General features: G+C 42.8%; 14 protein-coding genes. 8 read left to right on the top strand and 6 right to left on the bottom strand.

Going from position 1 to position 17,834, the window contains the following annotated elements; translation table 11 throughout:
- Nucleotides 1-47: 47 nt before the first annotated feature.
- The 5 genes from RMY16_RS08140 to RMY16_RS08120 all read right to left on the bottom strand — a co-directional run bounded on the left by RMY16_RS08140 (nucleotide 48) and on the right by RMY16_RS08120 (nucleotide 9,296).
- Entirely contained in the window at nucleotides 48-1,853 is a 1,806-nt protein-coding gene (locus RMY16_RS08140; RefSeq protein ID WP_322735950.1) for an ABC transporter ATP-binding protein, read from the bottom strand.
- Nucleotides 1,850-3,640, bottom strand: a complete 1,791-nt coding sequence (locus tag RMY16_RS08135; protein WP_322735949.1) for an ABC transporter ATP-binding protein — start codon at nucleotides 3,638-3,640, stop codon at nucleotides 1,850-1,852. The genes RMY16_RS08140 and RMY16_RS08135 overlap by 4 nt, the downstream gene beginning before the upstream one ends.
- A 96-nt stretch (nucleotides 3,641-3,736) precedes the next feature.
- Entirely contained in the window at nucleotides 3,737-4,300 is a 564-nt protein-coding gene (locus RMY16_RS08130) for a hypothetical protein (RefSeq protein WP_322735948.1), read from the bottom strand.
- Between the two features lie 24 nt (nucleotides 4,301-4,324).
- Complete coding sequence (locus tag RMY16_RS08125) at nucleotides 4,325-6,379, bottom strand: glycosyltransferase (protein WP_322735947.1); 2,055 nt, start codon at nucleotides 6,377-6,379, stop codon at nucleotides 4,325-4,327.
- 559 nt (nucleotides 6,380-6,938) lie between these two features.
- Nucleotides 6,939-9,296 (bottom strand): NACHT domain-containing NTPase, encoded by a 2,358-nt coding sequence (locus RMY16_RS08120; protein ID WP_322735946.1) that lies wholly within the window; start codon nucleotides 9,294-9,296, stop codon nucleotides 6,939-6,941.
- A gap of 473 nt (nucleotides 9,297-9,769) precedes the next feature.
- Between RMY16_RS08120 and RMY16_RS08115 the strand changes: the two genes are divergently transcribed.
- The 6 genes from RMY16_RS08115 (at nucleotide 9,770) to RMY16_RS08090 (ending at nucleotide 15,599) form a co-directional block, all read left to right on the top strand.
- The gene (locus tag RMY16_RS08115; protein WP_322735945.1) at nucleotides 9,770-9,910 is read left to right on the top strand and encodes a hypothetical protein; all 141 of its coding nucleotides are present in this window, start codon (nucleotides 9,770-9,772) and stop codon (nucleotides 9,908-9,910) included.
- Between the two features lie 761 nt (nucleotides 9,911-10,671).
- A complete protein-coding gene (locus tag RMY16_RS08110) occupies nucleotides 10,672-11,769 on the top strand; it encodes a Gfo/Idh/MocA family oxidoreductase (protein WP_322736014.1) in 1,098 nt (365 codons plus the stop codon).
- 7 nt (nucleotides 11,770-11,776) lie between these two features.
- On the top strand, nucleotides 11,777-12,022 hold the full coding sequence (locus tag RMY16_RS08105; protein ID WP_322735944.1) for an HNH endonuclease: 246 nt from the start codon (nucleotides 11,777-11,779) through the stop codon (nucleotides 12,020-12,022).
- Nucleotides 12,023-12,061: 39 nt separating this feature from the next.
- Nucleotides 12,062-12,307 (top strand): hypothetical protein, encoded by a 246-nt coding sequence (locus RMY16_RS08100; RefSeq protein WP_322665712.1) that lies wholly within the window; start codon nucleotides 12,062-12,064, stop codon nucleotides 12,305-12,307.
- Between the two features lie 555 nt (nucleotides 12,308-12,862).
- Nucleotides 12,863-14,362, top strand: a complete 1,500-nt coding sequence (locus RMY16_RS08095; protein WP_322735943.1) for an SIMPL domain-containing protein — start codon at nucleotides 12,863-12,865, stop codon at nucleotides 14,360-14,362.
- A 388-nt stretch (nucleotides 14,363-14,750) separates the two neighbouring features.
- The gene (locus RMY16_RS08090; RefSeq protein WP_322735942.1) at nucleotides 14,751-15,599 is read left to right on the top strand and encodes an AraC family transcriptional regulator; all 849 of its coding nucleotides are present in this window, start codon (nucleotides 14,751-14,753) and stop codon (nucleotides 15,597-15,599) included.
- A 46-nt stretch (nucleotides 15,600-15,645) separates the two neighbouring features.
- Here RMY16_RS08090 and RMY16_RS08085 read toward each other — a convergent pair whose 3' ends face one another.
- Entirely contained in the window at nucleotides 15,646-16,137 is a 492-nt protein-coding gene (locus tag RMY16_RS08085; protein WP_322735941.1) for a GNAT family protein, read from the bottom strand.
- Between the two features lie 237 nt (nucleotides 16,138-16,374).
- Here RMY16_RS08085 and RMY16_RS08080 point away from each other — a divergent pair, with 237 nt between their 5' ends.
- Together RMY16_RS08080 and RMY16_RS08075 are read left to right on the top strand one after the other, a co-directional pair.
- A complete protein-coding gene (locus tag RMY16_RS08080; RefSeq protein ID WP_322735940.1) occupies nucleotides 16,375-16,812 on the top strand; it encodes a DUF6640 family protein in 438 nt (145 codons plus the stop codon).
- Complete coding sequence (locus RMY16_RS08075; protein WP_322665704.1) at nucleotides 16,809-17,627, top strand: nickel/cobalt transporter; 819 nt, start codon at nucleotides 16,809-16,811, stop codon at nucleotides 17,625-17,627. Before RMY16_RS08080 ends, RMY16_RS08075 begins: the two co-directional genes overlap by 4 nt.
- Nucleotides 17,628-17,834: the final 207 nt, after the last annotated feature.

Raw genomic sequence — 17,834 nt, 5'->3', positions numbered from 1 at the left:
GTTTTTGGCATTTGTTGTAGTTAGCTCCTTTTGCAGGCTTCAAGTTTCTAGGCTGATGCTGGTTGGGTTGAGCCGAAGTGTAATTTATACAGCTTCTTGTAATAGCCACTTACCGCTAGCAACTCCTCGTGAGTTCCCATCTCTACTACTTTCCCCCGATCCAAAACTACGATTCGGTTAGCTCGTTGAATTGTCGAGAGGCGATGGGCAATAATAAACGTAGTCCGTCCTGCCATCAGTCGCTCTAATGCTTCCAGCAGCAGAAACTCGGTTTGAGCATCCAGGGCGGAGGTTGGTTCATCCAGAATTAGCACTGGAGCATCCTTGAGCAGGGCGCGGGCGATCGCTAATCGTTGCTTTTCTCCTCCTGAAAGTGTGGCTCCGCGCTCACCAATTACCGTGTCATAACCTTGAGGTAATCGTTGAATAAAGGTGTCAGCATTGGCAGCTTGGGCGGCTTTGGCGATCGCTTCACGGCTAGCATTAAAGCAGCCATAGGCAATGTTCTCAGCAATAGTTATCGGCAGCAAAAATGGTTCTTGCAGCACTAGGGCAATTTGCTCGCGCAGGCTTTTCAGTTGCACATCTCGGACATCCACCCCATCAAAGAGAACTCGTCCCTGCCAGGGATCAAAAAAACGGAGAATCAGGGAGACTAGGGTAGTTTTGCCAGCACCCGTTGCGCCTACTAGTGCGATCGTTTCTCCCGGTCGCGCTTCTAAGGTAATTTCTTGGAGGACGGGATAGTTCGGTTCGTAACCGAAGGTGACTTTCTCTAAACATACGTGTCCTCGTCTTCCCAACGGACGAACTGGCAATGGTCTGGCAGTAGCACCATCCTGCACCCCATCTTGAGCATCCAAAACCTCTAACACTCTTCGAGCACTAGCTGCTGCTGCCGCTAAACTGGACGACATATAAGCTAGAGTCGCCATCGGCACGTACAAGGAGGCGAGATAAGAGAGGAAAACTAGTAAAGAACCAATTGAGAGTGACCCATCCAAAACCTGGAAGCCACCGTAAGCCATGATTGCTGCTGTTCCAACTGCTGTTACCCCGCCCACCCCAACTTTGAATTGCATTTGGGCAAAGATAGAGCGCACATAAGCTTGGAGGGCTTTTTGAGACAGGTAGCGAAAGCGCTCATCTTCGTGTGCTTCACGTCCGAATGCTTGAATAATTGGTATTGCTGTCAAGGTCTGCTCGCTGAGTGCGACGATCTCACCTTCAAATTGTTGATAATGATAGGTTCGTTCAGTCATGGGCTGGTTAAAGACCCAAATTAGTAAGATTATTAAAGGAGCAATCATCAACGAGAGCAGTGAAAGCAGGTGATTAATCTGCCACATCACGCCGAACATTGCGACCAAATTCACCAGAGAAGTAAGCACGGGCAGAAAAACCCCCATCGCCAGATTCTGAATACAGATGCTGTCAGTCATGACTCGCCTAACCAGATCGCCAGCACGCTGTTGGTTGTGGAATCTCAAAGAAAGATGCTGTAAGCGATCGAACAGTGCTGCTCCCAAGTCATAAACCATCTGGCTGCCAACACCAGCCCCAACATATTCCTGTATCAGCCGAACTCCCTCACCAGATAAAAATAGAACGATTGTGGCACCTGTTAACCAACCGAGCAACTGCATATTGGATTCACTACCAGGCAAGGTTTTGAGCCAAACAACGCTATTTGGCAGCGCTTGGTTGTTCAGGACGCAATCAACGATCAACTTCAAAGGCCAGGGTTTGAGTACATTCAGCCCGACATTAATTAGCATTAGCAGCATGACAAAGGTAAGTCCGCGCCAACGAACCAGGGCGTAACGTGCAAGTCGCAGCCACCACAGTTTCATAGAACGACCTCCTGCGCCGGTTTGGAAAACTGCAAGGAGTGCAAACGCTGGTAGAAACCACCAATAGCCATCAACTCTTGGTGCGTTCCCATCTCTACAACCTTTCCTTGTTCCAGAACCACAATCCGATCTGCTCGTTGAATCGTCGAAAGTCGATGGGCAATGATAAACGTAGTCCGTCCTTCGATCAGGCGATCTAAAGCTTCCAGCAGTAAATTCTCAGTTTGGGCATCCAGGGCAGAAGTAGGTTCATCGAGAATCAGTACTGGCGCATCCTTGAGCAGGGCGCGGGCGATCGCTATTCGCTGTTTCTGTCCTCCAGAGAGGAGTGCTCCTCTTTCGCCAATCAGGGTGTCATACCCTTGGGGCAACTGTTGGATGAAGTCGTCCGCCTTGGATGCTTTGGCTGCTGCGACAATCTTCTCTAAACTTGCTTCTGGACACCCGTAGGCAATGTTCTGCGCCACCGAGAGGGGCAGCAAAAACGGTTCTTGCAACACCAGGGCAATTTGCTCGCGCAAGCTTGCCAGTTGTACATCTCGGACATCCACCCCATCAAAGAGGACTCGTCCCTGCCAGGGGTCAAAAAAGCGGGGAATCAGGGAAACCAGTGTACTCTTACCAGCACCTGTCGCACCTACTAGGGCGATCGTTTCTCCGGGTCGCGCTTCCAGGGTAATTTCTTTGAGGACGGGATAGTTAGGTTCGTAACCGAAGGTGACTTTCTCTAAACATACGTGTCCGCGTCCTCCCGGCGGACGAACTGGCAATGGTCTAACATTAGGGGCATCTTGTACCCCATCTTGAGCATCTAAAACTTCTAAGACTCTATCTATATTGGCATCTACAGACTTCAGGCTCCCGTAAATGCCAAATAGACCCTTAAATGCTGCTTGTATAGATTGTAGATATGCTAAGAATACAAGCAGGCTACCGATACTCATAACCCCCAATAACACTTGCTGGCCACCCACATACAGAACGATCGCAGTACCAATTGTTGTCACAGTACCATTTGCTACACCGTAAACACTCTTGAGCAGAGTTTCGCGTTGTGAGAGAACAACTGCGTCTGCGGCTAAATGCTCAAACTGCCGGGTATTGTAACTCTCTCTACCAAATGCCTGAATCATGGGAATTGCTGTGACTGTTTGGTGGACAAAGCTGGTGAGGCGGGACTGAGCTTCGCGGTTAAGTTTTGTCCGGCGCTTGAGTCGGGAACCAAAAACAAGGGCTGAACCGCCCATTATTGGGGCTACGAAAAGCGAAAGCAGCGTTAGTAAAGGACTCAGATTCCAGGCGACGATGCTAATAGTTGCTAGCGTCAGCAGGTACTGCACAGGTGAAATCAGCAAAGCACTGCTCAAGGTGTAAACGCAATAGGTATCTCCGGCTAGACCGCTGAGGGAATCACCGACAGTCCGTTGGCTATGGAACAGCAGTGAAAGGCGTTGCAAACGATAGAAGAGTTTTTGGGCCAGTTCGTAGACCATACTTTGCCCAGCAGCACTCCAGGCCCAATTGAGGCTAGTTTCTAGGATAGCGTTTAGAGCATAAAGTCCAAGGCTACAAACAGCAGCGACAATGACCAGCAGTGATGGTGTAAGCGCCAGGTTAAAAGTCCCCAGGAATGAGCGAACCAGCGGGGGGATGACTGCCTGTCCGAAAGCATAATCCACCAGAATTTTCATTGGCCAAGGTTGAAGTGTGGCGGTAGCTGAAGCGCCAGCCGTGAGACCGAGGATTGCGATTAAGGTGCGCCAGTGGCGCAGCGGATATCGGAGCATCTGCCCGTATCGATGCATTATTGCTTTGATCTCTTGCCTCACTTACAGATTTACCTCCCGTCTGGCCATTTGCTTACTGGAGTACCAAGACGTTAGTCATGGCTGTAATACACTTTCTAAGACAGACTTGTTGCTGTTGGTTTGTATTGGCAGTAAGTACACTCTTTTGGCAAGAATCTCCAGTACTTGATAGAGAATACGCCCCAACTGGAAGTTCTGATATAAGATGAAAGCACTGTTGAGCATACCTACTGCAATTGTGACTGTTGCTACTTTTGGCATTCCCAGAACGATCGCCACAATTGTAAATAGACAATAGCCAACCATAGCCATAATGGCTAGCTGTGACATTCTCAGGGCACACCGCACCCGCAAAACTCTTTTGTTACCTCCATGATTTTCGGTACATACTTTCAGCTGAACTTTTGACCAAATCCCTTGGTAAATCTCTAGATCCCAGTCGCTCCAGCCTTGAGCCATTGCAATGAAATACTTGCAAGGCACGAGTAAATCCATTACCTTTTGCAGCAGGTTCTCCTTCTCTATTCCTGTTTCTGTCCAATAGGACAACTCATAGGCGCGATCGCGCCAGGAAATATTTACTCTGCTGGCTGGCAAATCAAACTGAAATAAATCTGCTTGAGTTAGTGTTTGAGTCATTTTTTTTAATGCTTCTATTTTGATTTACAGATCGTCAAACTTTATCGGCTGGGCTTTCTTAAGTTCTTTGATTCGCCATTTGTAGCGCTCTATACTACGTACAATTGGCCCCAGGTAAATTAGTAACGCCACCAGCAACCGTGCCCTTCTTTTGAGAAAACGAGAGTCAATCCGCGCTTGTATAGCACCAGCTACACACCAGCTAAAAGAGATAAGGAACATTACTGCACCCAACCAGGGGCGATCGCCAGACAAAAGCGCAGAGACAAATAGGATCAAAGCTGCGACATTCCACTCCAGTGTCAGGGGGAGGTAAGAGATCAGAGAGGAGGAAGGCTCGTACAAGGTTTGAAACAGACCACGACCAAACACCCCAGAATAGATAACTGGTTGACCGATACGAAGAAATGTAGATAAATCTCCGTAGATTCTCCCCAACCAAGAGGGCTGTCCCAGAAGGTTAAAGCGGTAGGGATGCTGAAAATAAACGAGTGCTTCTGCCTTGCCATAACCTTGCTGTTGTTTGAGATAGGCAGCTACTGTGTTACGGCGAAAGTGCCATACGATTGCTGTTGGACTAAAACCAATGGTGTAACCTCGATCTTGTAGTCGCCAGCAGATATCGACATCATCCCCAGCAGTACGAAATATCGGGTTGAAGCCGTTAATTTCTTGTAGAACGTCCCGACGAAAAGCCATGTTACAGCCAGCAATATGTTCTGCTACCTCATCACTCAAAAGTATGTGGGTAGGTACGCCAGGAGAGACGGCAACGCAGGCGGGAACAAGAGAGTCTTCTGGGGGAGATAAGTTTGGCCCGCCTACGGCAGCTAGTCCAGAGGAGAGAAACTTGGCAACCAGATAGGTAAGCCAGTCTGGATCTGCCATACAATCAGAATCTGTATAGGCCACAATTTCGCCAGTTGCGGCGGCCATACCGACGTTGCGGGCGACGCTTAATCCCTTGTTTTCTTGGTTAATTAGGCGTACATAGTCGTAACTCTGAGTAATTTCGAGAGTGCGATCGCTCGATCCATCATTAACTACAATCACTTCATAGTTGGGATAGTTGAGTTCTTTGAGAGAAGCTAGACAACTATCCATCGTGCGTTCAGCATTGTACGCGCATACAATCACTGAGACTTTGGGATACTCAGGTAGCGCTGGCGGCAGAGGCGCTGTGTAATACTGCTGAACTGTCTCGAAGGCGGGCTTTTTGAGCCGTTCGGCGTCAACTAGACCAAAAGCCCAATCCTGTATGGCATATCCGCCGGTAAACCATTCATCAGTCCAAGAAAATATTATTGTCCCAGCTGCTCCCATCTCAAAACTAGATGACAGCTTTTGAGAGAGAATTTCGGCTTGGGCTTGGGTTCCTTCACGCATTGAGTCAACGCCAAACTCACTCAGCACTAGAGGTTTATCCTCGGCTAGGTTATGGAGTCGTGAGAGGTAGCGACGAAAATCTGTTTCCCGATGCAAGTAAACGTTGAAGCATGAGAAATCAGTAAAGTCAATATTTAAATACTCTGTAGAGGGGTAATTGGCATAACTCACCAAACCTTCGGGATCGCTGTCTTTTGCTACCGCCATTAACTCTTTAATAAAAGCTCGAACTGGTTTTGCTCCATGCCATCTGACTATATCTGGAGGAATTTCATTGCCCACCAAATAAGCAAAGGTGGCGGGATGATTCCGGCAAACTTGAACTCCTTGAACAATGCAGTTACGGATTTCTGCTTGTACAGCAGAAGAGTTAAGGAAGGCAATATGCTGAGACCAAGGTATACCAATTAACAGCCTCAGACCATAGATTGCAGCTAGATCCAACAGCCAATCAGGTGGAACAGTATAGGTACGCAGACAGTTAGCCCCCATTTCTGCTATCATGGCGAAATCTTTTTCCACAACTGATTTTTCTGGAAAAGACTCACCGTGGCTACCGATGGAAAAAGGGCCGTAACTCACTCCTTTAAGAAAAAACTTTTTATCTCTAATAAAGAAAAACTTACCTTTTACTGTGACTACCTCGCTTTTTGCAAGTGGTTCAGCACAGAAGCCAGAAGGTGTTGAAGTCAAGTTTTGCAAATTACCCCCGACAATTCACTGCAAATTTATTTCATTACTGCTGAAACGCTACGTCAGTTTGCTCAAAAACAGAAACACACATATACTTAGCTCATTAATGCATTCGCAGCATATTTGGCGTTAGTACCACCACAATCGCTATCAATTAATAATTTAGTAATACTTAATACTGTGTCAGTAGTACGTTTGCGATCGCGTTTACGAAAATGTATGAATTAACGTATATTTTCAGTCCCGTTTTGTATCCAGTTGGTCAATCAAACTGAGCAACACCAGTTGCTGAGTCAGTTCAAAAATTTGCAATTTAATACATACATTCAGGGTTAAATTTCAGCCAATGGACGAAATATTGCAAAAAATTTTATACTACATATACTCACCCTAAAAACAGTACTTTTAAAACTTGTTACTATAGCCGTAGTCACATAAGTTAGGACAGTGTTGATTGCTCAAAGGCTTGAAACGACCGGGTTTTTGTTCAGCACTCAGCACTCAGCACTCAGCACTTTGAACTTTGCACTCAGCACTCAGCACTCAGCACTTTGCTATACTATGCTTCATAAATCTGCTGTATGCTGTTTCTCATCAATATCTTAGGGGTGGGTAACAATAACGTTGCTAAAAGACTCTCTGGTATGGTGGAAGTTACTTTACAACCACTATTGAGGCAATCAACCAATAACTGGCTAGCAGTATAGTACTGCTTAAGTATTTCTTTCTGCTGGTCGCTAAAATGCCATTGATGACCAATGTTGCGCCACCGAATTATCATCAACCTCAAATCATTAGTCCAAGTTTGACCGTTAGCATTCCACCATTGTTTTAATTTTTCTCTACCTTGGACTAGAGTTGGTAATTGTTCTTTGAGTTTTTGCAAAGAACTTTGTAAGTCAGGGTTACAGACAAGAGTTTGGCAATCGGGAAGAGCAAAGCTTAAAGCTAAAACTCGATCTAAAGTTGGCTCGTTAGATAGGGCAACGCTTAAGTAAAGGGCACACTGAAGAGCTATATCTAAAGCTAAATCAGGGGTAAGATTATTAGTAAGCCTGAGATCAATGCCAAGGGAAAAAGCCAGGTCATTAGTCAAGCTCAGATCGTCGAGAAGTTCTAGTGTTAGATAAAAGGCACGAGTAGCGACTCTTTTATGAGTAGACTGAACTGAAAGAGATTTATGGTTAAGCCAGTTGAAGAAATTTTCTAATTGTTGATCAAAGGCAACAAGTCGATCGATCTGTTGCTTCATTAATTGCAACAGACAAGTGGGATTATCCAACATACCAGCGGTTAGTAAAAATATTTTGCGCCAACGTGGTTCTGTCAAATGGCTAACCAGATCGATTAATTTTTTTTCTAATATTTGTGGGTTGGGGCTAGTAACAATATTTTTAGCTGTTAAATACTCCTGAAAAGCTATATGTGAGAACGAGTAAATTCCCCGTGCCTGCTCTATCAGTAATCCATGTGTCTCAAGCAATCTTAGCACAGCTTCACTATTTAGTTGAACCATCTCAGGCTCAGTTTGAGCTATGTTTAAGTTGCAGAGGTAGTCTGTAATATATTGCTCTACAATACTCTGTGTAAAAAAGTAATGACCTTGTTTAAAGGTAATAGCAGCAATTTGACTCAGCAGTTCAAGCTTCTGAGCTAAAGATAAATGAAGATAAATTTCATCTCGTTTAATGTTCCTCACTTTATCCCAACGATTGAGCAAAATATCCAATCCTTGCTTGTAAAATTCGACCCTTCTAACTGGAAAGTCTGAACGGGCTTGAAACACACAACAAGCCAAATTCAGCAAAAGTGGTCTGACAGCTAGTTCTCGAATTTGTTGATTCTCCAACAACTGTAATTTTTGCACAAACTGACAAGCTAAGGCTTTTCCTTTTTCTATGGAATTCTTGCTAACGTTGACAAACCAATTTTGGACAAAAGCCTCAATCTGGGAGCAATCAAAATCAGCAATTTCAACATCGCAAAATTCCTCAAAGTGATACTGTTGATAACCAATGCGACATGTAATAATCAACTTATTTTTATAATAATTTTCAGCTAGGCTGCGAATTTTACTAATAATTTTGGCGTTATCTTCTTCTGGAATCTCATCTAAGCCATCCAGGAGAATTAATATTTTACCGTTAACTAATAATGTTTGAATTTCTTGATCTGAAGCACCGCAGTTAGCAAGCTCTTGACTAAGATAGTTCAATAAACTGTAATTTCCGGTTTCTCTAGCATCCTCAGCAAAATTTTTCAAGCGAATAAAGATTGGTATCTGGTCTGATAGTAATTTGCCTTGATTGCATTGCATGGCAATATACTGTAAAAATGTGGTTTTACCAGATCCTGGTTTACCTAGTACCATTAATTTGGGATAGGTGATAACTGCTTGTATTGCAGAGGCTCGTTCTTGATAAAGTTGATTAAAATTAAAACAGTCGAATTCTTCTGTAATTAAGCCTTGTAGATCGAGGATATCTAACCATCTTCGACTTGTAATATTATTCAAAATATTAGTACTGACATATATTTTTTCTAGTTGAATTGGTTGATCGATATCTAACAACCGCGTAGTGGCACATTGAGATTTAATCTTATCACTTAGACGCGATCGCAGCATTTGCACTAAACTTTCGACATCCTGGCAGTCTTCCCATTCCTGGTTGTTTTTTATCAGTAGCTTCTGATTGGGTAGTTCAGCAATGTCTTGCCAATCTAAACCGAGTCGAAAGCATATCTCCATAAAGTTCTGACGCTCAATCGGTTTACCTGTAAAAAACTTCCAGATTGGCTGTCGAGTCTCAAGCCCTACCTCAGTAGCTAAATACTCTTGTGTCCATTCTCGGATTTTAAAAGCCCTTTTTGCTTTTTCAATACCTACAGTAGATGCTTTCAACGAACGTCGTGCCATAGACCAGTTTTTGAATCTCCAGTTATTAATTAAAAGAAACTTTTAATCATTAATTATTGATTTATAATTATGTCACTTTAAAGTTTGAGTTTCATTAAGTTTTTTGATAATATCTAAATCAAATGTTGTAATTAGCGTAATTAATGTATTGCCATTTATATTCGTTAATATGATTAGTTTGATTACTGGCTTTTAAAATTAACTAATTTATTTAGGGTCTTTCTTCCCCCTTATGGCTTATATTTTACCTTTTTCTTAAAAACAATGTTTTTTAGTATTTCGTTATTTTAAATACGTAATTTAATTAAAAGTAGGAAAGGTAGGAAAGGTAGGATAGATATACAAATTAAAGCAAACTCATCTCATATAACTTATACGTCAATTCATACATTCTCCTGAATGCGATCGCAAACAGACTTATTGGAGTCATAGCTTATCTACAATAACCTTGCTATTGGGTATCCCAAAAGGTTTTGTCAGTACTCAATGTCAACTGTCAGATTGCGATCGCCCAAGTTGATGAAGTCTTCAAAGGTTTTACTTTAAAAAGCTACGCTAGCAGGCTACATCTACGCAATCCAAATTTACGAATCGCATATCTTACCACAATCTAAACCAAACACAACAACTATGTGCCCCTCAATACTTTTCCGATAAACTAGACCTCTTGCAAAAATCCTTGAATCACCCCTCCCCAACCCTCCCCGTATGTATTGGGGAGGGCGCAAGATTTCAAGTTTCCCCCCTTTATAAGGGGGGATTAAGGGGGGTCTATTCGACTTATGCAAGAGGTCTACTCAACAATTTCTCTTTTAGTTTGGAGAAAAGTTATTGGACTTGGGGTAAAGGTAAATTCAAACCCTTCCCCCTTTAACCGAAAAATATTGGTTTGTCCCTTTGAGTTACGTAATCTCATTATGGGTGCAGCTATTCCTGGTGGTTTTAAACTCCGACTATTCACTGAAGATTTACACATATCCTTGATTTTAGTATTAACTAACTTTACTTTAGCAGTGACTAATAATAGTTCTATCAATCGAATAAAAAATACTTTAAATAGCTTATTGATTATACTTATGTCACTAATTTTATTCAAAGTTATACTAGAATCTTTTGTAGATGACTTTTGCTGCTGTTAAAGCTTACAATAGTGAGCATTATCGTTACCCTTTTACAATTAGTGCGATCAGGCTATCTGATAGTATACTAGATTCAAAAGAGCGATCGCTAGATGTTATTAACTCAATAGCAACCGCTAAATCGGAGGAAAGATATTGCCTAAAAAGTTTGAGATAACTACATATTATATTAGATATGCTTGCTCAAAGAATATGAAGAAAATAATAATTTGCATAAACATGGGGATAAAAATTATATGATTGGAGTTGCGATCGCAGGTACTGGATTTGGTCAAAAAGTCCACATACCGGGATTCCAAGCACATCCTCGAACTGAGGTAGTTGCTGTCTATCACCGAGATATAAATAAAGCCAAAGCCATAGCAGAATCCTATAATATTCGTCACGCTTACGATTCACTTGCAGATATTGTGGCATTACCAGAAGTGCAAGCCGTCAGCATTTCGACACCGCCCTTTTTGCACTATGAAATGGCAAAAACCGTATTGCAGGCTGGAAAACATTTATTACTAGAAAAACCAACAACTTTAAATGCAGTTGAGGCGAAAGAACTTTATCAATTAGCTAAAGCAAAAAGCGTCATTGCAACTGTGGACTTTGAATTTCGCTTTGTACCAGCATGGCAATTGTTTGCAGAATTATTGTCAGAAAACTATGTGGGTGAGTTACGCCTAATTAAAATTGATTGGTTAGGTTCTTCTCGTGCTGATGTTTCGCGCCCTTGGAATTGGTATTCTGATAAAGAGAAAGGAGGTGGTGCATTGGGATCTTTGGGTTCTCACGCCTTCGATTATATTCACTGGTTATTCGGGCCAGTGCGTAGATTAAACGCTTATTTGAGTACTGCTATTCCTACACGAGTTGACCCGATTAGCGGGGAATCTAAAGCAGTGAATACAGATGACAACTGTATCTTAACCCTGGAATTAGCCAATGGTACACCTTGCCAACTTTCTATCAGTGCGGTTGTTCATGCAGCAAGAACCCATTGGGTAGAAGTCTATGGCGATCGCGGTACATTAATTGTGGGTAGTGAAAATCAAAAAGATTATATACATGGTTTTCGTGTTTGGGCTTCCCAACCAGGTAAACCTTTGGCGGAAATAGAAATACCAAATCGATTAATTTTTCCCAAAAATTATGCTGATGGGCGTATTTCAGCATTTATCCGCGTAGTAGACCAATGGGTGCAAGGAATTGACCGCAATCAGGAAATTACACCATCACTACGCGAAGGAATTTATTCTCAGTTGTTGATGGATTTATCTCATGAATCGCATCAAAAATCAAGTTGGTTAGACATACCCAGTTTGGAAGAATTTCTGAGTAACTAGAAAACAAATGAGCAAAACTCACCGCATTCGTATCCCGCCGGAAGTCAAAAAATATGTTTTTCAACGCGACCAATATCAATGCCGAAACTGCGGTAAAACTAATGTAGAAACTAACCTCAGCATCGATCATATCATTCCCCTCGCTCGTGGGGGTCAAAATGATATCAGCAATCTTCAAACTCTCTGTTTTACCTGTAATCATCAGAAAACAGATAATATCGATCCACGTTTTCGGCGATATTTTCAGCTTTAGGTTACGATGGTATGAGCTATTAGTTTCTCTCTCATTTCTATGCCTCAAAATCAAAATAGCAATTCCCTAATATTTCTGAATATTAGAACTACCCTTTTTTACTTCTTGACTGTCATAGCTATTTTAGTAGTAGCCTTTCCCTGGCTATATGAGATTAAAACGAAAGCTGGGATCGACATATCACCTGGACGCCATGCAGGAACATTTTTTGAAAAACATACCCGTGGAATTTTCAAGTGTGAGTGGCTTTATCCCTACCATTGCGATCGCTCTCACCTTAAGTAAAGGAAGTTACACCAGAATTCAGAATTCAAGAGTCAGAATTCAGGAGTAAAACAGGATGCATTACCTGGATTTACGACAAATTGTTGTGTACTTGACTACTTTGAAATTCACTAGACTTCTTGCATAAGTCGAGAAAAGGGGAAGAGGTTCTGTATTGTTCCCTTCCCCTTTAACCTTTACCCTTTCCCGCCTCTTGTAAAAAGGACTTTTTGCAAGAGACTCCATGAGCTGCGCTCACAAGGAACAATGAAAATGATCTGGGAACGATTTTGCGTTGTTTCAGCCTCTATTTTCAAGGCAGGTCTAATAACTTTCAAACGACCTTATTGCTTATTTTACTTCTCCCAAAAATCGAGATTTGGGCGTTGTTAAATATCAACCCAAATCTCAACAGCGAGACACTTTGGACTTATCTCCAGACCCCACTTAACATTTTGGCGTAGGCGTAGACCGTCGTAGACATCGCTTTAAGTTGTCACCAATAGTGAGTGTCCAGATACGATTAAGATTAAAACATCAACAGGTATCAAACATCATTTAAGCAAGGAGAATAAGATGGCTGACACAAATAATCTCACAGGTGTGAGAAATTCGGGTGTTGCGATCGCTGATCCCCTCATTGGTAGCACTGCTTCAAACACTGCTCAGATATTGGAAGTTACTGGTCAAGGAGAAGTCAGTGTTGTCACTACTTTAACTGAGGTGCAATTGGGGATTAGAGTACAGGCAAAAACTGCAACCGAAGTTCAAGAACAAGTTGCTCAACGTTCAACAGCGGTAGTTGATGCACTGCAAAAGCTTGGGGCGCAAGAACTTCAAACTACATCTATTCAACTAAATCCTGTCTATAGCTTTGAAAATAGTACTCAAACCCTAACCGGCTTTGAAGGCCTCAACACACTTCAGTTTGAGTTACCAACAAATCAAGCTGGGGCAGCAATTGACAAAGCTATCCAAGCAGGTGCAAATGTCATACAGAATATCAGCTTCACTGCCTCAGACGAAGTATTGCAGCAGGCACGTCTGCAAGTTCTGAGCGAAGCTGTTAAAGATGCCCAAGCTCAGGCGCAGGCTGTTTTTAGTACCTTGCAGTTAACCCCTGGACAGATTATTGACATTGATATTAACTCAGATGACAATCCTAGACCATCTCCCTTGGTGTCTAATCTAACAGCAGATAGGGTTTCGGCATCAGCTAGTACAACTCCTATAATTGGTGGTCCTCAGACGATAGAAGCTAGTGTTTCTTTAGATATTGGTTATTCTCCCAATTCAGCAGGGACTCTTGCCTCGGCTACTGATAATCTCATCGGTGTGAGAAATTCGGGTCGTGCGATCGCCGATCCCCTTATTGGTAGCACTGCTTCAAACACTGCTCAGATATTGGAAGTTACTGGTCAAGGAGAAGTCAGTGTTGTCACTACTTTAACTGAGGTGCAATTGGGGATTAGAGTACAGGCAAAAACTGCAACCGAAGTTCAAGAACAAGTTGCTCAACGTTCAACAGCGGTAGTTGATGCACTGCAAAAGCTTGGGGCGCAAGAACTTCAAACTACATCTATTCAACTAAATCCTGTCTATAGCTTTGAAAATAGTACTCAAACCCTAACCGGCTTTGAAGGCCTCAACACACTTCAGTTTGAGTTACCAACAAATCAAGCTGGGGCAGCAATTGACAAAGCTATCCAAGCAGGTGCAAATGTCATACAGAATATCAGCTTCACTGCCTCAGACGAAGTATTGCAGCAGGCACGTCTGCAAGTTCTGAGCGAAGCTGTTAAAGATGCCCAAGCTCAGGCGCAGGCTGTTTTTAGTACCTTGCAGTTAACCCCCGGACAGATTATTGACATTGATATTAACTCAAATGACAATCTTAGACCATCTCCCTTGGTGTCTAATCTAACAGTAGATAGAACTTTTGCACTAGGTACTACAACTCCTATAATTGGTGGTCCTCAGACGATAAAAGCTAGTGTTTCTTTAGATATTGGTTATTCTCCCAATTCAGGAGTGATTCTCGATCTACCTCTTAATGGATTGCAGCAATATGCTTAATCAGGACTTATGCAAGTTTCACAAGCACGTGACGCGGTGTAGTCGCGCCACGTACCATTCTCATCGGTGGTGTAGGTGCTAACTTTTTCCTTTTGGATTCCTTGGAACAACACCAAATTAAATGTGAGTCAATACCGTTCGGTTAAGGTTTTTTGATGAAAATTCTAGATCGCAAAGACGTGATAAATCGCCGTCTCTTGCCTTAACCGAAGAGTATAGCCGTAGTCACACAGATTAGGACAGTGTTGATTGCTCAAAGTCCTGAAAAAACTGGATTTTTACTCAGCACTCAGCACTCAGCACTTAGCTATATTGCCATATCTTGTTATTTTTGGACATTTTTTTCCAGGCAAAATTGGATTTACAGTGATCGCTAATTGGACTGCTTATGAAGGAAACATGGATTTCTGAGCGCCGGGTGATTCAATTGCCTGGATTAACTATCGATCACCATATCTCAGCACCGAACGAGCTTGAATTCCCTGGATGCAACCATCATCTGCTTTGTCTTTTGTTGAGCGACCATAATCAACAAAAAATCACTCATATCGGCGAACAAAAATCGGAAAAGTCTCAAGCTAAAGGAGATTTCTGGATTTGTCCTGCGAAAATGTCGGGGGTTTGGGCGTGGGAGAGTACCGATGAATCATTGATGTTTGTGATTGATCCATTGTTTTTGTCTCAAACGGCAGAAGAAGTCGGGGGGCTGAATGAAAACAAAGTTGAATTGCTCAGTACGGTAAATGCCTACGATCCACAGATTGAAGCGATCGCTCGTTTGTTTCAAGCAGAGTTTGACACGGGTGGAATCGGTGGCCATCTTTATGCCGAATCGCTGATACAGGTGTTGATTGTTCACTTGCTGCGACAATATTGTGCATTTTCACCAAGAATGCAGTCTGATGATGTAGGAGAGATGCCCAACAATCGACTCCAGCCAGTGTTGGACTACATCCACAGCTATTTAGATCGACCGTTACATCTGGCTGAACTGGCAGAAATTATGGGCATGAGTCAATATTATTTTTGCCGATTATTTAAACAGTCAATGGGTGTAGCGCCCTATCAATATGTGCTGGGGCAACGAATGGAAAAAGCTAAAGAACTATTGCAACAAAGAAAATATGCGATCGCAGAAATTGCTCTGCTTGTTGGTTGTGCAGATCAAAGCCGCTTTACAAGACATTTTAAAAAATACGTCGGAGTTACACCCAGGATGTTTTTAAAGAAAAATTAGAATCGGTACATCTGGTTTGGGAAGTTCTAAATTAGTCAGTACTCCTTTACTGATTTCTGTTACAGTAGTCTGTTCGCAATAAGACAATAAATTGCATTCCATCACTTCCTCGCTCAAATGATTGCTGATACTGGAATCCCAATTTTTGCCATACCCGTATCGCACGCTTGTTGAACGCTGCGATCGTTACCCGAAAAGCTTTTGGTTTAAATAAACTGTCTGCAAATTCCAATACGGCATTAGCATACTCAGCACCCTTTCTTTGTCCGGTCAAGTCAGGGCGAATTCCCATGCCAATATCCAACGCCTGATTATGGTAATTACCACCAGTGACCTGTCCATCTTGTCCAAATGAACAGTAAGCTACTAACTCGCTATTTTCATCCATAATGCTGTAGAAGGTATTCTGGGGGTGAAGAATATATTGTAATAAATTAACTTCATCCTCTAAGTAGTTGTATAAATCATAGGGTGGCTTATATCGCCAACTTAGGATAGCGCGTGCGTTACTCTCGTCGATTAGGTGAAACGTAAACATTACTACTGTGCTGTTTGTACTACTCTTATACTCCCCTAGCCCTAACTTTACGCTTAGTAGAACTCTGCAATACGAATCCCGTAGGCGTAGCCCAACCTAGGCATCGCAAGAATGACCTAAATCATGATTATATGTAGCAAGAAAAGTCTATCGTTTATCCAGCAGCACACTGTACCTTCATTTGTGGGATCTACGGCTGATGAACCCACAAATCAACGAAACCGATTAACTAAATTTATGAGAAGAATTAGTCGCATTTTGCTTTCTATTGTTCTGGTCAGCACTGCTGTAGTTTCCGTAGCAGTCGATTGGAACGCGACTCACCTCTTTAACTCTGAATGGCATCCCCATGCTAAATTTCATGATGCAGTGATGCTGTGGTTGCTCAGTGGCATGAGTATTGTGGCGCTGTGGTTACTATGGCGACGAACAACTGAACCTGACATCGCTTATACCTTTGCCATGTTAGTACCTGTAATCTTCTGGTCGCCCTTTTTCTTTGTGACGCTAGTGGTTCCTGGAACCAGCTTGCAAGCCGATCTAAAAGAACCTCCACCAATCATAGGAGGCATTCCGATTTATCCTAACGTCGCCGTTGCAACAGTCAGCATTATTTTGGCGTTGATTGGCTATGGTTTGTACCGCGCTTCTAAATCGGAAGCGAGTAGTTTATGAACAGGCCGATGCTGATTTTAGGTTTAGCATTGCTAGTTAGTTTCCTGCCGAGTCAATCAGCCGTGGCTCATATCGGACATGGTAGCTTTCTGATGCAAAATCTGGCTCAGATGACCCTCTCTCCATCCTTAATGTTCAGTGGTATTGGCATCGCTTTGGTGGCTGGAGCCGGACACGCTCTTTCACCTGGACACGGAAAAACGATGGTAGCAGCATACCTCGTTGGTTCGCGGGGCACTCCTGGGCAAGCAGTTGTACTGGGGCTGGTGACAACGCTTACTCACACAATCAGCGTTTTTGCGCTGGGTATTTTAGCCTTATTATTATCTCAATATATTTTACCAGAGCAATTGTATCCATTTCTCAGTTTATTGAGCGGATTGATGGTCTGTAGTGTTGGTTTTTGGTTACTCGATCGCTATCTCAACCCCGCACCAGAACATCATCACACTCACAATGATTCTGAGCATCATCACCACACTCACAACGATCGCCATCATTCTGCAAATCAAGTTACATTACAGTCTCTTTTAACTTTGGGGATAGCTGGTGGTTTAGTTCCTTGTCCATCAGCGCTGGTATTATTGTTGAGTGCGATCGCACTTCACCAAACTGCATACGGTTTAATCTTGGTGTGTGCATTCAGCGTGGGATTAGCAGTTGTATTAGTAACCATTGGTTTAGTCATTATTTATGCTCACCAATGGCTAAAGCGTTTTTCATGGGTTCAACCATTGCAGCAGTATACACCGATAATTAGTGCGATCGCGGTGATTATCGTAGGAAGTGTACTGATGGCTTGTGCTGTAATTTAGGTGTTCAAAAGACAATACCAAATGTATCAAACTCAGATATCGTGAATGCGGCGGCCGCCTTGTTAATGCATCGACTTGCATTGTTAATGCGGCGGCCGCCTTGTTAATGCATCGACTTGCATTGTGAATGCGGCGGCCGCCTTGTTAATACATCGACTTGCATTGCGGATGCGGCGGCCGCCTTGTTAATACATCGACTTGCATTGT

Source organism: Nostoc sp. DedQUE12b (assembly GCF_034530835.1).
Lineage (GTDB): Bacteria > Cyanobacteriota > Cyanobacteriia > Cyanobacteriales > Nostocaceae > Nostoc.
This window is presented reverse-complemented; position numbering and strand designations above follow the sequence as displayed.